Here is a 20,610-nt window from a genome sequence, read left to right as displayed (position 1 = left end):
GTTGCAAAGGTATAAGTAAAAAGAGAGAGGGAGAGACAAATGAGAAAGAGCTGGGATCGTTATTTTCTAGACATTGCAGAAGTGGTTTCTTCAAGATCAACATGTCCAAGACTGAGAGTTGGGGCAGTTATTGTGAAAAATAAACATATTATTGCCACAGGTTATAATGGCTCGATCCATGGTCATGATCATTGTGAAGATATCGGATGTTTGCTTGATCAAAATGGGCGTTGTATCCGAACCTTACATGCGGAAGAAAATGCTGTGCTGCATGCGGACAGAGAAAGCATAAAAGGGTCAGTTGCCTACGTAACACATGAGCCTTGTGAAAAGTGCGCGAAAACACTAGCGCAATCAGGTGTAAAAAGAATCGTTTATCTCAAAAGCTATCCAAACAATTGGAACGAAAACTTCTTGAAAAATATAGAAGTTGTCCATCATGTTTAGAAAATAAAAGTGGGATTTGAACAAAAGTGTTTGAACTAATTGAAAAACCGAACGAAAGGGGATAGTGTATAGCCACCGCTCCTCAAATATGCTTCGCTAAAGTATTACTTTGGTTGGACTTTTAATCAGACACTTTTAGTTATATCCCTGCCTCAACAAACACCACCGTACACTTGCACAAGTGTAAAAACTTCACTTTTTAACTGAAAAAGTTAACCCTCTACTTCATTCATTACCTTCCTTACTGTTCTCAATATTTGAAAACACATATATCATTTAAATAGGGAAAGAAGGGAATTCTACTGAAAGGATATTACCACTTTTTCGTGTTTGCAATTCTTACTTCATACTATACAGTTACAACAAATCAATATTATTTGTTGCTTTTACTTTTAATCTGGCTAATCATTTTGTTCAAAAGCAAAAGGATTAACATAATCAAGTTACTTTCCATTATTGCATGTTTCTCATTTTCTTGTTTCTATTTTTCACATCATATAATAGTTGATGAAACAACTGAATCAGATTCAACGTACACCAAAGGGGTGATAACGTCTGAAATAACAGATAACGATAGCCATACAACATTTACGCTAACAGAAGACAAAAGTAATCGGAATATGTTAATAACACATTTCAAGCGTGCATCTGATCCCAATTCACCTATTGATTTACATACTGGAGCTGTTTGCACTGTCATTGGTGCAAGAGTAAAACCAGAAAGTGCTAGCAATCCAGGACAATTTGATTATCAATCCTACTTAGCTGATAAAGAAATATTTGAGCAAATCACAGTAGAGGATCGTTCGGCTATTTCTTGTACAGGGAGCTCAATTGTTGACTCCTTATTTCAACTAAGGAAAAACATGTTAGATAAGATAGAGAATGAAATTAGTTCTTATACAAATCCTTGGATACGTGCATTGATCTTAGGTGATGAGCAATTAGATGAGGACATAATAGCGTTGTTCCAACGGTGGAATTTATCTCATATATTGGCGATATCTGGTTTGCATGTAGGTTTAATCATTGGAATATTTTATTTTATTTTAGTTAAAACACAAGTATTAACAAGAGAAAGGGCTCGTAATATAATGATTTTGTTAATCCCTTTATATCCACTTTTAAGTGGAGGAGCACCGTCCGTTTGGCGTGCGTCGATGATGTCTTGTATTGTGATTTTTCTAATGAGAAAGGGTATTAAATTACCTGCAACGGATATTATTAGCATGGTTTTTATTGCGTTTATTTTTATTAACCCTACTAGTATAAACCAACTAGGTTTTCAGTTTTCCTTTATTGTCACGACTGCAATAATTCTATCAAAGAAAGCACTATCTCTACATTTTCGTACATTGTCAATACTAAGAATTAGCTTTATTAGTCTAATGTCAGTGTTACCAATTCAACTTTTTCACTTCTATTTTTTTAATCCGCTATCCATTTTTATAAACCTCATCTTCGTTCCTTACTTTAGTTTCTTTGTGATTCCAATGATGCTTCTAATGCTTTTTATGACTTTGATTCAATCACCCTTTGTTCCATACATGGATTTACTTTTTACGCATGTCCACCAAATTGCAATAGATGGACTAACTAAAATGGATGAAAGTCTCTTTTTTCCGTGGGTTATAGGGGAGTTTCCCATCTCCATGTTGATTCCATATTACATTATCTTCTTTTTACTTATGAAAAATTTAAGTAATAATCAGCTTGTTCGAGCGTTTTGTTATGGACTGTTACTCGTAATTGTACTCGTTTCTATTTCTTTAAAGCCATACTTAAATCCGGAAGGGACCATAACGATGCTTGATGTCGGTCAGGGAGACAGTCTGGTTATTGAATTGCCTTATAGAAAAGCGGTTATCATGATTGATGCAGCAGGTAGTATGACATACGATTTTGAACCATCTGATAAAATTTTTAAGCAAGTGATCAAGCCATTTCTTTATTCCAAGGGTATAACTACACTAGATGCGTTAGTTTTGTCACATGAAGATCATGATCATGACGGTAGTGCTCCTTTTATTCTAGAAGAATTTAAAGTCAAACAACTTGTCACTAGTCCATACTACACAGGTTCTGTTCCAAAGGTTGCTGAAGAAAATAGCGTGAACGTACAGAAAGTAAAAGCGGGGAATGTGTTTAAAGTAGCTAATCATCCTTTTTATGTTGTTAGCCCAGAAAAGAATTATGCAACTACAAACGAGAACTCCTTAGTAGTTTTATCTGAATTTGGTGGATTTGATTGGATGTTTACTGGTGATATTAATCATGAAGTTGAAGAAGATATCGTGCAGTCTTACCCGGAACTTACGGTAGAGATATTAAAGGTTGCACATCATGGGAGTAAGACATCAAGTTCCGAGGCTTTTTTAACAGAAATAAATCCAATGGTTGTACTAATTTCTGTAGGAGAAAATAACCGGTTTGGTCATCCACATAAAGAGGTATTAGAAAGAATGAACAAGAATGGCGTTTATATGCATAGAACGGATGAGAAGGGAGCGATTGAATTTAAGTTCTCTAAGAATAGAGGAACATTTATGCCTACTTCTCCATAGAATGATTATGTGAGTAACATCTGGTATAGAAAAAGACGTCGCCCGCCTTCTTTACTTAATTATATATCGTGCATGAGATCGATGATTGAATGTAACTAAAAATAAAAAAGAGACTGCATAAATACAGTCTCTTTCATACGTCATTATACTTACGATCCTATAACGTCTACAATAACTCCAATGAAGAAAATAATCATAAAGAATAAAAAGGAGAATATAAAACCTTTTCCAGAATCAAATATGTCGTGACTTTTGGACTGAACATCCTTTTCAAATTCATTCATTATGTACCCCTCCTAATTCAATAATAGTATAAGTTAAAATAGGTAAAAAATCCACTTTATAGAAGAACAAATAAAACTTTTTTATTCTTTTGGTATAAAATCCTTAAAAAGTACTTTCTAAACCATTTAATCCAATGATTGGGAAAAAGTAGTAGCAATTAATTGGGCTTATGATGTGAAACGAAGGCATAGAAGCACTATACAGTATTTTTTAAAATAATGACCTGATGTTCTTACCTGTGTTAGCAAGAGTTTACACCCATAGAAATAAGCTTTTTTGGTCAATCTATAATTGAAAGAGAAAATATCGCTTAGAAACCAGTAACCCGGGGCTGTTCTCTAAGCGTTGATATAGATTGCTGGGGGGAGTAGTGATTGCTACTTCCCTCTTCTGTGTTTATATACATACAATAAAGTATTGAGCTTAGAATTTCAACTTGTTCTTGCTTCCTGCTTAAATAGCAATTACGATTAAAAAAGGTTAAAGTAAAGTGGGGGTAACAAATGAACTATTTTGAAACGATTAAGGCATTAAAAAAGAAACAATTTTCTTCTTTATATTTATTACAAGGAACCGAATCTTATTTAATTCAAGATGTTAAGCAACATCTACTTACATATGCTTTAGCAGAAGAAGATAAGGATACAAACATTTCTATTTATGACCTTGAGGAAACTAGTATCCAAGAAGTCATTGCTGATGCAGAAACATATCCTTTTTTTGGTGAAAGAAAGTTAATCTTTGCGCAAAATCCCGTATTTTTAAAAGCGAAACCTGATAAGGTTGCGGTAGAACATGACATAGATGCACTGCAATCCTATCTTCTTCAACCGGTTGATTACTCAATTGTTATTTTTATTGCGCCGTATGAAAAATTGGATGAACGTAAAAAAGTTACAAAAGTAATGAAAAAACAATGTGAAAACGTTTCGTGTGAGCCAATTAAAGAATGGGATTTGTCAAAATGGATTGATAATATAATAAAACAATTTCATGTCTCGATTGAAAAGCCAGTCTATGATTTGATTGCGCAAGAAACCGGTGCAAACTTGTTGATGCTCCGAAATGAATTGGAGAAGTTAGCGACATATGTGGGAGAAGGAGGAACGATTACGTATGAGATCGCAACCAACCTACTTTCCCATAATACAAATACAACCGGTTTGAAATTGGTTGATGCAGTTATTGGAAAAGATTTGAATAAAGCAATTATGATCTATAAAGATTTAGAGAAATTAAATGAAGATCCAATTGCTTTATTAGCATTACTTGCATCTCAATTCAGGACAATATTCCATGTTAAGCTTTTGAAGCAAAAAGGATATAGTCAGCAACAGATGGCCCAGCAATTAAAAGTTCACCCTTATGTTGTGAAAATGTCGATCACGAGGGTAGAAAAATTTTCGTTTGATGAGTTGAAAGAGATTATCTCGATTTTTACCGAAACAGATGCCAACGTAAAACAAGGGAAAATGGAAAAATCCTTAGCCTTCGAGCTTCTTCTCTATCAATTAGTGAATCGAAATGCATTAGTCAAAAGATAAAATTTCCATGCCTTTATGCGTAGTATCTATATACTGCAGTAAGTCTCCGACCCGCTCCACAAGTGAAATTGGCTCCCTTTCCGCAGGCACGGCTTCAGCTAACTCAGAAGCAAAGAGCGCTTCTGAGTGGATCTTCAGCCCGTGCTGTTCCTGCAGGAGTGTCGCCAATTTCACTTGCTCCGCTAGTAACTGCATCCCGTATAGGTATTAACTAGTGATTTAAGTAAAGTAATTAAAAACCGCTAATAAATACCGACAGGATGAACTTATATTTAAATTGTATTTATAATATAAGCTAGTGGAGGAAATACGCGGAGACTCCTGTGGGATCTGCGAGACAGGCGAGACCCTGCAGGAGCGAAGCGACGAAGCGGCTCGGCGCTCGCCCCACGGAAAGCGGAGTGTATTTCTGGAACGGTAGAGCAGTATTAGCATCTTTAGTTACTGAACAGTATGGATCAACTGTGAAATGTTAAAGTGTTTAAAACAAATAAAAAACGATCCGTAATGGATCGTTTTTTTGTTGGTCATAAAATTAATTAGGCACTAAGTTCGTTAACTTTTTTAGTTAAGCGAGCTTTTTGGCGGTTACCCTTGTTTTTATGGATAAGACCTTTTTGTACAGCTTTATCGATTTTAGTTACTGCACTAACAAGCGCTGCTTTTGCATTTTCAACATCTTTACCTTCGACTAAGTTTTCTACTTTTTTAATTGTAGAACGCATGTCTGTTTTGATTGAGATATTATGTGCACGAGATTCGTTATTAAGACGAACTCGTTTGATTGCTGATTTAATATTAGCCACTCTATTCACCTCCATAGTAAACGATCCAAAAACTAGTTCTGAACAAAAGACATTGTACCAAAGCATAGAGAAGTTTTCAATAGCAATCTGCTTGAGAGCTCCATCTTTTGTATGAATTTATACAAAGAAGGTAATCCTATGTAATAAAAAAGGGAGGATACTTATTATGGATCAGGACAAACAATTATTCCAAGTACGTACGGATTTAGCCGTTGAAGCAAAGGATATGTACGTCGAAAACCAACAGGCAGAAGAATCAAACATAAAAGGTGTTAAGGTAACTGAAAAAAAAGATGGCGATATTGAAGTAACATATGTTCAGATAGATGAAAATGGAGCAAACGCGATAAATAAAAAACCAGGAAATTATATTACGATCCATTCAGATGGAGTTAAGAAAGTAGATACGAAGTTACAAGAGCAAACAGCAAAGGTGCTTGCTAAAGAATTAGTAGCACTATTAAAACAAAGTAACTTACCAGAGAACGCTACTTGTTTAGTGGTAGGTTTAGGTAACTCTAATGTAACACCAGATGCATTGGGACCGTTGACGGCTGAGAAAGTTTTAGTAACAAGTCACCTGTTCAAATTACAACCTGAGTATGTAGCAGAAGGATATCGTTCCGTTTCTGCAATGACACCGGGTGTGATGGGAGTTACTGGTATTGAGACAAGTGACATTATTTTTGGAGTTATTGAAAAAACAAAACCAGATTTTGTTATAGCGATCGATGCACTTGCTTCTCGCTCGGTTGAAAGAGTTAATGCAACGATTCAATTATCTGATTCAGGAATTCATCCAGGCTCAGGTGTTGGAAATAAAAGAAAAGAGATAAGTCAAGATACTCTTGGAATTCCAGTAATTGCACTTGGTGTACCTACGGTTGTAGATGCGGTAACCATTACAAGTGACACGATTGATTTTCTTTTAAAGCATTTTGGTAGAGAGTGGAATGAAAAAGATAAACCTTCAAAAGCATTAACACCGTCTGGAATGAGCTTTGGCAAGAGAAAACTAACGGATGAAGATCTTCCTCATCCAGAGAAAAGAAAAGCTGTGCTTGGTATGATAGGTGAACTTTCAGAAGATGAAAAGAGGTCACTTATCAAAGAAGTGTTAACACCTTTAGGTCATAATTTGATGGTTACACCAAAAGAAGTAGATGGATTTATGAAGGATATGTCGCATGTTATTGCTGAGGGATTAAATGCAGCTTTACATGAAAAAGTGAATATTGAAAACTTTGGATCCTATACTAGATAAGTGCTTATCTATCTATTAATCCTAAATAATAAATAGAGCATCCTCATATATATTAGTAACTGTTGAACTTATACAGTTAAGCGAATGAAACAATTGTAAATAAAACAAAAAAGATCGTTCTACTTTCTGAGCCACTATCATAGAGTCTAGTAAAGATGATAGAAAGGTTCAGAAAGGATGGAACGATGAAACAATTATGGACAACGATAACTCAATTAATGAATAAATCAAAGCCTTGGTCGAAGAGTGTAACGGTTATAATTGCAAGTGTTTTAGCATTATTTATGTTTATTGGTATATTAACAACGATCCAACCTGCTTCACGATTATATTCAGCTACAATTAACCAATGGACAAGTCAAATCAAAGGAGAGTCATTTTTATATCTACTTCAAATGGAAAATAAGATGTTTAGTCATGCATTTCCTGATGATGTAGAATCCATTGATTTATCCGAATTAGTATTTGAAATGGCTACTAGTGTAAAACCTAACGATCCCAGAAGTTTACTAGGTAGGGAACTTCCTGGATTTGATGCGTATGATAGTACCATTATAGTCGCAGGGGAAGGCACCAATTATACAACTTTGCCTATTGAATCGTCTGCACCCCTTGCAGTTGTATTAGAAGATAGAGAAGCAACAGTGAACGAAGAGCCAGATACAGATTTGCCAGCGCAAGAGCCCAACGATGAACAACCATCTACTGGTAACAGAGATATTGCGTTTATTTACAATTCTCATAATAGAGAATCATTTTTACCTTATCTTCCAGAAGGGACAATTCCAGATCATGCTCACCACTCAGAAGTAAATATTACAAAGGTAAGTGATCGCTTAGCCAAAAGCTTAGAAGCTAATGGAATTGGTGCGCAAGTGGATGATACAGACATTATGAATGTACTTAATGACAAAGGATGGGAGTATTGGCAATCTTATACGGCGTCAAAGCCTGTTGTAGAGGAAGCGTTAGCTAGTAATAAAGATATTCAATTTGTATTTGATCTACATCGGGATTCCTTAAGAAGAGATAAGACAACAAAAACAATAGACGGACAATCTTATGCCAAGCTTATGTTTGTCGTTGGTGAAGATTACGCCAATGATGAAAATAAAGCTCTAGCAACCGAATTGCACAACTTGATAGATAAGAAATATCCTGGTTTAAGTAGAGGGGTAGTTTTACAAGGTGGATCAGGAAACAATGGAGTTTATAATCAAGATTTATCTGATAACGCTATGTTAGTCGAGTTTGGTGGGGTAGATAATACTTTAGAAGAATTATATCGAACGGCAGATGTCTTAGCAGAAATATTTAGTGACTACTATTGGGATGCAGAAAAAGTTCAAGGGAATCCTTAAGATCGGGGTGGAAAAATTGATGAGAGTATTTGTAACGATGTTATTGATGATGGTGCTATTTTTAGGTGGGGTATTGCTAGGGATAGATAAAGCAAACGAAGGAGTTTCAAATACAAGAGGATATTCAACAGGAAGTTTTGAGGAAGCTATTCAGGCAGAACAAACAGAGGATGGAGCCTATGAAATAGAAGTGATGGGAGAAGATTTTAAGCAAGTGAGTGTGGAAGAAAAAAAAGTGGAATATGAAGAAGTACAGTCCACTCATTTTACTCAGAAGCTAGCAGGGGGATTAGAATCCAGTGTGAAATGGTTTTATAATCAAATCGTGCAATCAGCTTATCAATTAGCCCAGGCATTTTCCTAAACCGAAGGCATATGCCCTATCAGGAATAAGATAGGGTTGCTTCTATTTTTAAGGTAACTTCATCATCTTTACCATGTTTCAATTTTGTTTTTATTGAATATCAATCCCTCGACTGCTATAATCAATCCTAGTATTGTTGCTCGAAAATAGGAGTGATCATCATTGAAAAAAGGTAGAAATCAGAGTAGAGTACGGAACTTTTCCATTATTGCGCATATTGACCACGGTAAGTCTACGTTGGCAGACCGGATATTAGAAAAGACAAAAGCACTAACATCTAGGGAAATGAAGGCACAATTCCTTGATGCAATGGATTTAGAACGTGAACGAGGCATTACCATTAAGTTGAATGCTGTACAATTAAAGTACGAGCAGGAAAACGGTGAAGACTATTTATTTCACCTCATTGATACTCCAGGACACGTCGATTTTACATACGAAGTATCAAGGAGCCTTGCTGCTTGTGAAGGCGCTATATTAGTTGTGGATGCAGCACAAGGAATAGAAGCGCAAACACTTGCTAACGTGTATCTCGCACTAGATAACGATTTAGAAATTATTCCAGTTATCAACAAAATTGATTTGCCAAGTGCAGATCCTGAGCGCGTGAAACAAGAAATTACAGATGTAATTGGGATTGATGGGGACGAAGCGATCCTAGCAAGTGCCAAAGCTGGAATCGGAATTGATGAAATTTTGGAGCGGATTGTAGAAAAAATCCCAGCACCTGCAGGAGATCCTGATGAGCCATTAAAAGCTTTGATTTTTGATTCTTTATATGATTCATACCGAGGTGTAATAGCTTATGTGTGTATTAAAGAAGGATCTGTGAAAGTCGGCGACAAGATAAAAATGATGGCAACAGGCAAAGAATTTGAAGTGAATGAAGTAGGTGTCTTTAACCCGAAGCCAATCCCATTAGACGAACTATCAGTTGGTGACGTAGGATATTTAACAGCTTCCATTAAAAATGTAGGAGATACACGAGTGGGTGACACGATTACACTTGCGAAAAATCCTGCAGAAACACCACTTCCCGGTTATCGTCGCCTGAACCCAATGGTATTCTGTGGACTTTATCCGATTGATGCAAACAAATATAATGACTTAAGAGAAGCGCTTGAACGATTAGAATTAAACGACTCTTCTTTACAATATGAAGCAGAGACTTCTCAAGCATTAGGGTTTGGTTTCCGTTGTGGTTTCTTAGGATTACTACACATGGAAATCATTCAAGAGCGTATTGAAAGAGAGTTTAATATCGAGCTTATTACAACTGCACCAAGTGTAATATACCAGGTCAAATTAACCGATGGAGCGGAACAATCAATCGATAATCCATCCTTTATGCCTGATCCACAAAAAATCGAAGAAATTAGAGAACCATATGTAAAAGCAACGATTATGGTACCAAATGATTATGTGGGGCCTGTAATGGAGCTTTCTCAGAAGAAGCGTGGAGATTTTATCGATATGCAATATTTAGACGACAATCGTGTGAATGTTGTATATGAAATTCCATTATCCGAAATTGTCTATGATTTCTTTGACCAATTAAAATCGCAAACCAAAGGTTATGCTTCCTTTGATTATGTGATGATTGGGTATAAACAGTCCAATCTTGTGAAAATGGATATTTTATTAAATAGTGAAACGATTGATGCGCTTTCTTTTATTGTGCACAGAGATTTCTCGTTTGATCGAGGGAAGCAAATTGTTGAGAAGCTAAAAACACTTATACCTAGACAACAATTTGAAGTCCCTATTCAAGCTGCTATTGGTAATAAAATTGTTGCACGTTCAACGATTAAAGCAATGCGTAAAAACGTACTTTCTAAATGTTATGGTGGAGATATTTCACGTAAAAGAAAACTACTTGAAAAGCAAAAAGAAGGTAAAAAGCGCATGAAAATGGTTGGATCAGTGGAAGTACCGCAAGAAGCATTTATGTCTGTACTTCGTATGGATGATGATAATAAGTAATGAATCTAACAACCCTTGTCATTAACTGACAAGGGTTTCGCACTTATATCTGCTCCTATGTACGTTGATATCGCGTAACAGGTTAAAGTAAGAAGAATGTAGGGATCCATAACAAAAGAAAAAGAAACTTGAAGAAGGATTGCCTGTGTTCAGACAAACAGAAATAATCAAATAACAGCTATAAGGAGATGAAATGTATGGTTTCATCCGCATATATACACATACCATTTTGTGAAAAAATTTGTCATTACTGTGATTTCACAAAATTCTTTTATGAAGAAAAGATGGCCGATGACTATATTGAAGCATTACAGAAAGAAGTAACTACCTATATTCAAAAGCCAAAACAGAAGATGAAAACAATTTTTGTCGGTGGTGGAACTCCAACGGCATTAAATACTCGTCAATTAAAGCAGTTGCTAGAAATTGTTGATCAACATTTTGAAGTTGCAACATGCGAAGAGTATTCATTTGAAGCAAATCCCGGTGATTTAGATGAGGATAAAATCAAACTACTAAGGGATTATGGTGTTAATCGAATTTCCATGGGAGTGCAAGTATTCGATGATGAAATGCTGGAACAACTAGGGAGACTCCACCGAATTAAAGATGTGTACCAAAATGTAGATGCCCTTAAACAACATGGAATTCATAATATCAGCATTGATTTAATTTATGGTTTACCCAATCAGACCCTTAATCATTTTGAACACACGATAAAAGAAGCACTATCATTTGATTTGCCTCATTATTCGGCATATTCGTTACAGATTGAGCCTAAAACCGTATTCTATCAGCGTTATATGAAAGGTAAATTAATGAAACCAAAAGAAGAAGTAGAAGCACAAATGTTTCAAGTGCTAAGAGATCAAATGTTAAGACACGGGAAACAACAATATGAAATCAGTAACTTTGCAGAGCCGGGCTTTGAAAGTAAGCATAACTTAACATACTGGAATAACGATTTTTATTATGGTTTTGGTGCAGGAGCACATGGGTATTTGCCTGGTGAACGAATAATAAATCTAAGACCGTTTCCAGCTTACGTAAAAAAAGCAAATGAAGATGGATTGCCGGTTTTGCATAAAGAAGAAATTGGTTTGAAAGAACAAATTGAAGAAGAAATGTTCCTTGGTCTTAGAAAGTTAGAAGGTGTCTCGAAGCAAAACTTCTTCAACAAGTACGATATTTCCTTAACGGAGCTTTACGCATCTTCCATTCAATATCTAAAACAAAAAAATTGGCTAAAGGAAACTGAAGATTACGTCCAGTTAACTGAGAACGGTTTATTGTTCGGAAACGAAGTCTTTCAAGCATTTTTATTAGATGACGAAACTTTTAAGCTTTCGCATTGACAATTTGAGTACCTTTTGATAATTTATTATTAGATTTAGCACTCGTTAGATAAGAGTGCTAACAGAGGTGATCATCGATGTTAACAAATAGACAATTGTTAGTATTACAAGTGATTATTGATGAATTCATCCAGACGGCACAACCGATTGGATCTCGTTCTATTGCAAAAAAAGAAGACGTTTCGTTTAGTTCAGCCACCATTCGAAATGAAATGGCCGATTTAGAAGAAATGGGATTCATTGAAAAAACGCATTCGTCATCTGGGAGAGTGCCTTCTGAAAAAGGGTATCGATTTTATGTCGATCATCTACTTTCTCCTTTTCGTTTGTCGAAATCGGACTTGAACATAATAACCGATACATTTGAAAAGGAAATGGTGGAATTTGAACAAGTTGTTCAAAAGTCAGCGCAAGTATTGTCGAATCTAACAAATTATACGTCGATTATCCTTGGGCCTGAAGTTTTTGAGACGAAGTTGAAGCAGTTACAAATTATTAGTTTGTCTGCCCATACGGCTGTCGCCATATTAGTAACAAATACGGGTCATGTGGAACATCGTTCATTTAGTGTTCCTGCAAAGATTCGTCCAAGTGATTTGGAAAAAATGGTTAACATTTTAAATGAGCGATTGGTCGGAGTACCAATCATCCAATTGCATGAAAAACTATCGACAGAAATTGCTCTTCTTCTGCATTCGTATATGGAAGATGTTGACCTTGCATACCAATACTTGCAATCAGCATTTTTTGATGAACAACAGGTCAAGCTTTATGTTGGAGGGAAAACCAATATTCTGATGCAACCGGAGTTTAAGGATATAGAAAAGATTCGTTCTTTATATTCCGTAATAGAACAAGAAGATGAGATTGCTGATCTTTTACGTGCTGCAACTGGTGGATTAAAGGTGTCCATTGGTCAAGAGAATAAAATTGACGCAATGCAAGACTGTAGCTTAATAACAGCCACGTATTCTCTAGGAGATAATCAACTTGGAACGATTGCTTTATTAGGTCCAACTCGTATGGAATATTCACGAGTTATATCTTTACTTAACGTTCTTTCATCACGATTAACAAAGACATTCCATTCTTGGTATTAAAAGTGAGGGATAAGGGAATAGATGGTTGTGGTGGGGATTTTTCCCATCCCTTATTTTTGCGTTGATGGGCATACTACTTTTATCTTTTGGAACTAAAGGTACCGTATCGTTTAATTCGAATTGATTTATTTTCAAAATCATTCGTGATATATTCAACAAGGCTATTCTTAGTAAGGTCGAGGAGGTGACAATCGTGGAAGAAAAAGATCAAACAAAAGATTATGAAACAGTTGAAGAAACAAATACAAACGAAGAAGAAATCATAGAAAATAGTGAACAAGAAATAGTAGACGAAACCTCAGAACAAGAAGAAGTGGAAACAATAGATTCAGAGGTAGAGAAAGTGAAGCAAGAGAAAGATGAAATCTATCAACGATTGTTGAGGGTTCAAGCAGAATATGATAACTTCCGCAAGCGCACGCAAAAGGAGAAAGAAGCGGATCGTAAATATAGATCACAATCTCTAATAACCGAATTGCTTCCAGTGGTAGACAACTTTGAAAGAGCGCTTCAAATAGAGGTAGAAGATTCGTCTGCTTCAGGAGTAGTTGATGGATTGAAAATGGTTTATCGTCAATTAACAGATGCTTTGAAAAATGAAGGCGTCGAAGAGATTGAGGCGAAGGGTCAGGAATTTGATCCACACCTACATCAAGCTGTGATGCAAGTAGAAGATGATCAGTTTGATTCGAATGTAGTTGTAGAAGAACTACAAAAAGGCTATAAATTAAAAGATCGGGTTATTCGCCCTGCAATGGTAAAAGTAAATCAATAATCATTACATATGGTGTAAAGGAGGAAACAAGTCATGGGAAAAATTATTGGAATTGACTTAGGTACAACAAATTCTTGTGTAGCAGTAATGGAAGGCGGAGAAGCGAAAGTTATTCCTAATCCAGAGGGTAACAGAACAACTCCTTCAGTTGTTGCATTTAAAAATGGGGAACGTCAAGTAGGTGAGGTTGCAAAACGTGCATCCATAACTAACCCTAATACAATCATATCTATTAAACGTCACATGGGTACTGATTATAAAGTAGAGGTTGATGGTAAAGAACATACACCACAAGAAATCTCTGCGATCATCTTACAGTATATTAAATCATATGCGGAAGATTATTTAGGTGAGACTGTAGATAAAGCAGTAATCACTGTTCCTGCTTACTTTAACGATGCAGAACGTCAAGCAACAAAAGATGCAGGTAAAATTGCTGGTCTTGAAGTTGAGCGTATCATTAACGAACCTACTGCTGCAGCACTAGCATACGGTATTGATAAAGGAGACCAAGATCAAACTGTATTGGTTTATGACCTTGGTGGTGGTACGTTTGACGTATCGATCCTTGATATTGGTGAAGGTACTTTTGAAGTAGTAGCAACAGCAGGTGATAATCGTCTTGGTGGCGATGACTTTGATGAAGTAATTATCGATCACTTAGTTGCCGAATTTAAAAAAGAAAATGGTATTGATCTTTCTAAAGATAAAATGGCATTACAACGTTTGAAGGATGCTGCTGAAAAAGCGAAAAAGGATCTTTCTGGTGTAACGCAAACGCAAATCTCTCTACCGTTTATTACAGCTGGAGATGCTGGTCCATTACACTTAGAAATGAACCTTACTCGTGCTAAATTTGATGAACTATCAGCTAACTTAGTAGAACGTACAATGGGACCTACTCGTCAAGCATTAAAAGATGCTGGTATGAATGCTAGTGAGATTGACAAAGTACTTCTTGTAGGTGGTTCAACACGTATTCCTGCTGTTCAGGAAGCAATCAAGAAAGAAATCGGTCAAGATCCTTCGAAAGGTGTTAATCCAGACGAAGTTGTAGCTTTAGGTGCTGCAATTCAAGGTGGGGTATTACAAGGGGACGTTAAAGATGTAGTACTTCTTGACGTAACACCACTTTCTTTAGGGATTGAAACAATGGGTGGCGTAACAACTAAATTGATTGAAAGAAATACAACGATTCCAACTAGTCACTCACAAGTATTCTCAACTGCTGCAGATAGCCAAACTGCTGTAGATATCCACGTGCTTCAAGGTGAGCGTGAAATGGCTGCGGACAATAAGACACTTGGTCGTTTCCAATTAACTGATATTCCACCAGCACCACGTGGTGTACCACAAATTGAGGTTTCGTTTGACATTGATGCAAATGGTATCGTAAATGTACGTGCAAAAGATTTAGGTACAAACAAAGAACAATCTATTACAATTAAATCTTCTTCTGGCCTTTCTGATGAAGAAGTAGAACAAATGGTAAGAGATGCAGAAGACAATGCTGAAGCAGATAAGAAGCGTCGTGAAGAAATTGATCTTCGTAACGAAGCTGACCAAATGATCTTTACGACGGATAAAACGTTAAAAGATCTTGGTGAAAAAGTTTCTGATGATGAGAAACAAAAAGCTGAAACAGCAAAAGAAGAATTGAAAAAAGCACTTGAGTCTGATGATGTGGAAGAAATCAAAGCTAAGAAAGAAGCATTAGAAGAACAAGTTCAAGCATTATCAGTCAAATTATACGAACAAGCTCAGGCAGAAGCTCAAGCGCAAGGTGGAGCAGAAGGCGCAGCAAATCAAGATGATGATGTTGTAGATGCTGACTATGAAGAAGTTAAAGATGAGGACGAGAAGAAGTCCTAATTAATAAATGAATGAATGTTTTTATAAAAGTCAAAGTCAGGTCTTTCTTGGCTTTGGCTTTTTCATTCAATATAGTCTAAATATGATGCGATATCATTTGCTCATAAAATACAATAAATGTTATGATAAACTCTATGCTAAGAGAGTCGGGAGAGTGATCGGTACGTGAGTAAACGAGATTATTATGAAGTGTTAGGTGTATCTAAAGATGCCTCTAAAGAAGAGCTTAAAAAGGCTTATCGTAAGCTAGCACGTAAATACCATCCAGACGTGAATAAAGAGGCGGATGCATCTGATAAGTTTAAAGAAGCAAAAGAAGCTTATGAAGTATTAAACAATGATCAAAAACGTGCGCAGTATGACCAATTTGGCCATGCTGGACCTCAGAGTCAAGGCTTTGGTGGCGGATTCGGAGGAGCAGAAGACTTTGGTGGATTCGGTGATATCTTTGATATGTTCTTTGGTGGGGGCGGACGACGGAGAGACCCTAATGCTCCAAGGCAAGGTGCGGATCTTCAGTATACTATGACACTGAATTTTGAAGAGGCCATCTTTGGAAAAGAAACAGATATTGAAATTCCAAGAGAAGAAAATTGTGAAACCTGTGATGGCTCTGGAGCAAAACCTGGTACGAAACCTAAAACCTGTTCGCACTGTAATGGATCAGGTCAATTAAATGTGGAGCAAAATACACCGTTTGGTCGTGTTGTGAACAAACGAGTATGTCACTATTGTCAAGGATCCGGTAAGATGATTGAGGACAAATGTAATACATGTGGTGGCTCTGGTAAGGTTAGAAAACGCAAAAAAATCCATATCAGTATCCCTGCTGGAATTGACGAGGGACAACAAATTCGCGTTTCTGGTCAAGGTGAAGCTGGAGCAAATGGTGGTCCTCCAGGAGATCTTTATGTTGTTATTCAGGTTAGAGGCCATGAATTTTATCAACGTGAAGGGGACCATATCTTCTGTGAGATGCCAGTAACCTTTGCCCAAGCAGCACTAGGTGATGAAATTGAAATTCCAACTGTACATGGAAAAGTGAAGTTAAAGGTGCCAGCAGGTACACAAACGGGCAAAACATTCCGTTTGAAAGGAAAAGGTGCACCAAATGTAAGAAGTCAAGTTCACGGAGATCAACACGTGAAAATAAGAGTTGTAACACCTACAAATCTTGATGATAGACAAAAAGAACTATTAAGAGAATTAAATGATTTAGGTGGAAATAAACCGACGGATGAACATGAAGATTCATTTTTTCAACGTGTGAAAAGAGCATTTAAAGGGGAATAATACGTATAGTGGATAAATGGACCTATCTCATTATATCCATTTGGTGTTGACATGATACGGATGTGTCATCAATAAAAGACGAAATGAGTTGATCTTTTGAAGTGGACTGAGCTGTGTATCCATACCACTAATGAGGCAATTGAACCAATTTCCAACATACTTCATGAAGCAGGAGCTAGTGGCGTTGTTATTGAAGATCCACATGATTTAGTAAAGGAACGTGACACGCAACTAGGAGAGCTTTATGAGTTAAATCCGGATGACTATCCAGAAGAAGGTGTCATCCTAAAAGCATACTTACCAGTAAATAGCTTTCTAGGCGAAACAGTTGATGAAATCAAACAAGCAATAAATAACTTACTACTTTACGACATTGATTTAGGGATGAACCAAATCACGTTAAGTGAAGTGAATGAAGAAGATTGGGCAACTGCTTGGAAAAAGTACTATAAACCTGTAAAGATATCAGAAAAAGTTACGATTACTCCTACGTGGGAAGATTATACCCCGGTATCGAGTGACGAGCTCATTATAGAGTTAGATCCAGGTATGGCCTTTGGGACTGGAACGCATCCTACGACGGTTCTAAGTATTCAGGCTTTGGAGCGTTATATACAACAAGGGGATGAAGTGATTGATGTCGGTGCAGGTTCAGGGGTGTTAAGCATTGCTTCTGTTTTATTAGGTGCTAGTCACGTGAGCGCTTATGACCTTGATGAGATCGCAGTTAAAACAACAAAATTAAATGCAAAGATTAATAAAGTAGAAGACAAGATTATTTCCAAGCAGAACAACCTGCTAAATAATGTTACAAACCAAGTAGATATTATTGTCTCTAATATATTGGCAGAAATTATTTTGCGATTTGAAAAAGATGCTTTCAACTTGCTAAAGCCTGGCGGAATGTTTATCACATCTGGAATTATTCAAGCGAAAAAACAACTAGTAAAAGAGGCACTAATTGAAACAGGTTTTGAGATAGTAGAAATTAATCAAATGGAAGATTGGATTTCTATTACAGCAAAAAAACAATAAGGAGGTGACCCTTTCGTGCAAAGATACTTTATTACTAGTTCTAATTGGGCAGACGGCCATGTGAAGATCACTGGTGATGATGTTCATCATATTGTTAGAGTTATGCGGATGGAAAAAGGAGACCACATTTTGTGTGCGCATCCAGAAGGTAAGGTCGCAGTTTGTGCGTTAATGGAACTGACAAATGACCATGTGACGGCTCAGGTCCAAGAATGGAAAGAGGAACAAGTGGAATTACCTGTAGATGTAACAATTGCACAAGGGTTACCAAAAGGTGATAAATTAGAGCTGATCCTACAAAAGGGAACTGAATTAGGAGCAGCCTCATTTATCCCATTTCAAGCATCGCGATCGGTAGTGAAATGGGATGAAAAAAAAGCCGCTAAGAAATTGGACAGATTCAAGAAGATCGTAAAAGAGGCTAGTGAACAGGCGCATCGATCTCGTATTCCTGTCGTCGACACTGTTGTTAGCTTCCAAAAACTACTAGAGAAAAGTAATGATTATGATGTTAAACTATTTGCATATGAAGAGGAAGCACGATCATCACACTTTGAGAAATTAAGTAATGCAATGCATTCACTTAAAGACACTCAGAGTGTTATTGTGTGTATCGGTCCAGAAGGTGGCTTCTCTGAAGCAGAGGTTAGTCAATTAAAGGAAGCTGGTTTTCGTTCGGTTAGGCTCGGACCTAGAATACTGAGAACAGAGACGGCGCCCCTCTATTTTTTATCTAGTATTTCTTATCATTTTGAAGAATTGAGGTGATGAAATGCCAACAGTGGCTTTTCATACATTAGGTTGTAAAGTAAACCATTATGAAACAGAAGGAATTTGGCAAAAGTTTAAAAATGCCGGCTATGACCGCGTTGAGTTTGACCATGGTTCCGATGTTTATGTTATAAATACTTGTACAGTTACGAATACAGGAGATAAAAAAAGTAGACAGGTTATTAGGCGTGCTGTACGTAAAAATCCAGACGCTGTTGTCTGTGTAACGGGTTGTTATGCCCAAACATCCCCAGGTGAGATTATGGAGATACCTGGAGTAGATGTAGTTGTTGGTACACAAGATCGTGGGAAGATGATTGATTATATTGAAGAACATAAAAACAAAAATCAACCGATTAATGGTGTATCTAATATTATGAAAAACCGGGTGTTTGAAGAAATGGACGTGCCGGTATTTTCAGACAGAACAAGAGCTTCATTAAAAATACAAGAAGGTTGTAACAACTTTTGTACATTCTGTATCATTCCTTGGTCTCGTGGTTTATTGCGCTCTAGAGATCCTGAGAATGTGTTACAACAAGCACAACAGTTAGTAGATGCTGGATATAAAGAAATCGTGTTAACAGGGATCCATACAGCTGGATATGGTGAAGATATGAAAGATTATAACTTTGCTAAACTTCTTCGCGAACTTGAGACAAAAGTTGATGGATTAAAACGAATTAGAATCTCATCGATTGAGGCAAGTCAAATTACGGATGAAGTAATTGATGTATTAGATCAATCAGAGAAGATTGTACGCCATTTGCATATCCCTCTACAGTCTGGTTCTGACACTGTATTAGAACGAATGAGAAGAAAATATTCTTCTGCTTTCTATAAAGAAAAAGTAGATCGGATTAAACAAGCACTTCCTGATTTAGCGATTACTTCTGATGTGATCGTAGGTTTTCCTGGTGAAACGGATGAAGAATTTATGGAGACATACCGCTTTATCCAAGAAATAGGTTATTCAGAATTACACGTTTTCCCATTCTCAAGACGTACTGGGACTCCTGCAGCGCGCATGGATGACCAAGTAGATGATGATGTGAAAAATAACCGTGTACATCAATTGATTGAACTATCGAACCAACAAGCGAAAGAATATGCTTCTAAGTTTGAAGGAGAAGTTCTAGAGGTAATTCCAGAAGAGTATTTTGATGGTGAAGATCATATCTTAGTAGGCTATTCAGACAATTATTTAAAAGTTAAGTTTGAGGGTACAAAAGATATGATTGGAAAAATCGTTCGTGTCAAAATAAATAAAGCGGGCTATCCATACAACGAAGGCAGCTTTGTTAGAGTATTGGATGAACCTCGCATTACTGATAAGGTAGAATTATCATCATAAAACCCAGTCTTGCTGGTTTTTTTTATATTGTTTTGATTTGTGCATATTCGATGTGAAATGCGACGTAACATATATTGAAAAAAATAAGATATTTTGCAGTGCACTAGCTATTTTGTGCTCTTCTCTGACTATAAATTTCTATCGGGTCTTATTATAGTCAATACTCATGCACTTCACTGATTGTAACCGTCTCTCAAAAAAATACTGAAGAAACGATTATAGTCCGAGGCTAGCCCAACCTCGGACAAGAAAGAGAACGGAGAGCTAATTGTAGTCCGAGGCTAGCCCAACCTCGGACAAGAAAGAGAACGAAGAGCTAATTGTAGACCGAGGGCTAGCCCAACTGCAGTCTATAATGGGTCTTATTATTGTCTATAACCGTGCACTTCACTGACTGTAATTAGCTCTCGGGTCAAATTATAGTCAGTGATTGTGCT

The 20,610-nt window shown here is 36.7% G+C and carries 17 protein-coding genes; 15 read left to right on the top strand and 2 right to left on the bottom strand.

Annotated features, from left to right (window positions below; translation table 11 throughout):
• The first annotated feature begins 39 nt into the window (after positions 1-39).
• Both NYQ66_RS17965 and NYQ66_RS17960 read left to right on the top strand, forming a co-directional pair.
• Positions 40-447 carry a deoxycytidylate deaminase gene (locus NYQ66_RS17965; protein WP_259871458.1) on the top strand — a complete coding sequence of 136 codons (408 nt, stop codon included), beginning with the start codon at positions 40-42 and terminating at the stop codon, positions 445-447.
• Positions 448-773: 326 nt separating this feature from the next.
• Entirely contained in the window at positions 774-3,011 is a 2,238-nt protein-coding gene (locus NYQ66_RS17960) for a DNA internalization-related competence protein ComEC/Rec2 (protein ID WP_259871457.1), read from the top strand.
• Between the two features lie 149 nt (positions 3,012-3,160).
• Here the strand turns inward: NYQ66_RS17960 and NYQ66_RS17955 are convergent, their stop codons facing one another.
• Positions 3,161-3,295: a YqzM family protein gene (locus NYQ66_RS17955; RefSeq protein ID WP_259871456.1), complete on the bottom strand. Its 135-nt coding sequence runs from the start codon at positions 3,293-3,295 to the stop codon at positions 3,161-3,163.
• A 504-nt stretch (positions 3,296-3,799) separates the two neighbouring features.
• On the opposite strand from NYQ66_RS17955, the gene holA reads away from it, so the two are divergent.
• Positions 3,800-4,840: a DNA polymerase III subunit delta gene (gene holA / locus NYQ66_RS17950; protein ID WP_259871455.1), complete on the top strand. Its 1,041-nt coding sequence runs from the start codon at positions 3,800-3,802 to the stop codon at positions 4,838-4,840.
• A gap of 539 nt (positions 4,841-5,379) precedes the next feature.
• Here holA and rpsT read toward each other — a convergent pair.
• Complete coding sequence (rpsT, locus tag NYQ66_RS17945) at positions 5,380-5,646, bottom strand: 30S ribosomal protein S20 (RefSeq protein WP_259871454.1); 267 nt, start codon at positions 5,644-5,646, stop codon at positions 5,380-5,382.
• 166 nt (positions 5,647-5,812) lie between these two features.
• On the opposite strand from rpsT, the gene gpr reads away from it, so the two are divergent.
• The 12 genes from gpr to mtaB all read left to right on the top strand — a co-directional run bounded on the left by gpr (position 5,813) and on the right by mtaB (position 20,173).
• Complete coding sequence (gene gpr / locus NYQ66_RS17940; protein ID WP_259871453.1) at positions 5,813-6,910, top strand: GPR endopeptidase; 1,098 nt, start codon at positions 5,813-5,815, stop codon at positions 6,908-6,910.
• Positions 6,911-7,095: 185 nt separating this feature from the next.
• Complete coding sequence (spoIIP, locus tag NYQ66_RS17935) at positions 7,096-8,271, top strand: stage II sporulation protein P (RefSeq protein WP_259871452.1); 1,176 nt, start codon at positions 7,096-7,098, stop codon at positions 8,269-8,271.
• Between the two features lie 19 nt (positions 8,272-8,290).
• A complete protein-coding gene (locus tag NYQ66_RS17930) occupies positions 8,291-8,635 on the top strand; it encodes a YqxA family protein (protein ID WP_259871451.1) in 345 nt (114 codons plus the stop codon).
• A gap of 162 nt (positions 8,636-8,797) precedes the next feature.
• Positions 8,798-10,618, top strand: coding sequence for a translation elongation factor 4 (gene lepA, locus NYQ66_RS17925; protein WP_259871450.1), 1,821 nt, complete (start codon positions 8,798-8,800; stop codon positions 10,616-10,618).
• Between the two features lie 197 nt (positions 10,619-10,815).
• Positions 10,816-11,973 (top strand): radical SAM family heme chaperone HemW, encoded by a 1,158-nt coding sequence (hemW, locus tag NYQ66_RS17920; protein ID WP_259871449.1) that lies wholly within the window; start codon positions 10,816-10,818, stop codon positions 11,971-11,973.
• Positions 11,974-12,050: 77 nt separating this feature from the next.
• The gene (hrcA, locus tag NYQ66_RS17915; protein WP_259871448.1) at positions 12,051-13,073 is read left to right on the top strand and encodes a heat-inducible transcriptional repressor HrcA; all 1,023 of its coding nucleotides are present in this window, start codon (positions 12,051-12,053) and stop codon (positions 13,071-13,073) included.
• Between the two features lie 193 nt (positions 13,074-13,266).
• Positions 13,267-13,848, top strand: a complete 582-nt coding sequence (grpE, locus tag NYQ66_RS17910; RefSeq protein WP_259871447.1) for a nucleotide exchange factor GrpE — start codon at positions 13,267-13,269, stop codon at positions 13,846-13,848.
• Positions 13,849-13,881: 33 nt separating this feature from the next.
• Positions 13,882-15,720 (top strand): molecular chaperone DnaK, encoded by a 1,839-nt coding sequence (gene dnaK, locus NYQ66_RS17905; protein WP_259871445.1) that lies wholly within the window; start codon positions 13,882-13,884, stop codon positions 15,718-15,720.
• Between the two features lie 165 nt (positions 15,721-15,885).
• The gene (dnaJ, locus tag NYQ66_RS17900; RefSeq protein WP_259871443.1) at positions 15,886-17,013 is read left to right on the top strand and encodes a molecular chaperone DnaJ; all 1,128 of its coding nucleotides are present in this window, start codon (positions 15,886-15,888) and stop codon (positions 17,011-17,013) included.
• A 96-nt stretch (positions 17,014-17,109) separates the two neighbouring features.
• A complete protein-coding gene (gene prmA / locus NYQ66_RS17895; protein ID WP_259871441.1) occupies positions 17,110-18,048 on the top strand; it encodes a 50S ribosomal protein L11 methyltransferase in 939 nt (312 codons plus the stop codon).
• A gap of 15 nt (positions 18,049-18,063) precedes the next feature.
• Positions 18,064-18,816 (top strand): 16S rRNA (uracil(1498)-N(3))-methyltransferase, encoded by a 753-nt coding sequence (locus NYQ66_RS17890; protein ID WP_259871440.1) that lies wholly within the window; start codon positions 18,064-18,066, stop codon positions 18,814-18,816.
• Between the two features lie 4 nt (positions 18,817-18,820).
• Positions 18,821-20,173: a tRNA (N(6)-L-threonylcarbamoyladenosine(37)-C(2))-methylthiotransferase MtaB gene (gene mtaB, locus NYQ66_RS17885; protein ID WP_259871439.1), complete on the top strand. Its 1,353-nt coding sequence runs from the start codon at positions 18,821-18,823 to the stop codon at positions 20,171-20,173.
• Positions 20,174-20,610: the final 437 nt, after the last annotated feature.

Origin of the sequence: Aquibacillus koreensis, from assembly GCF_025154055.1 — a bacterium.
Lineage (GTDB): Bacteria > Bacillota > Bacilli > Bacillales > Amphibacillaceae > Aquibacillus_C > Aquibacillus_C koreensis.
This window is presented reverse-complemented; position numbering and strand designations above follow the sequence as displayed.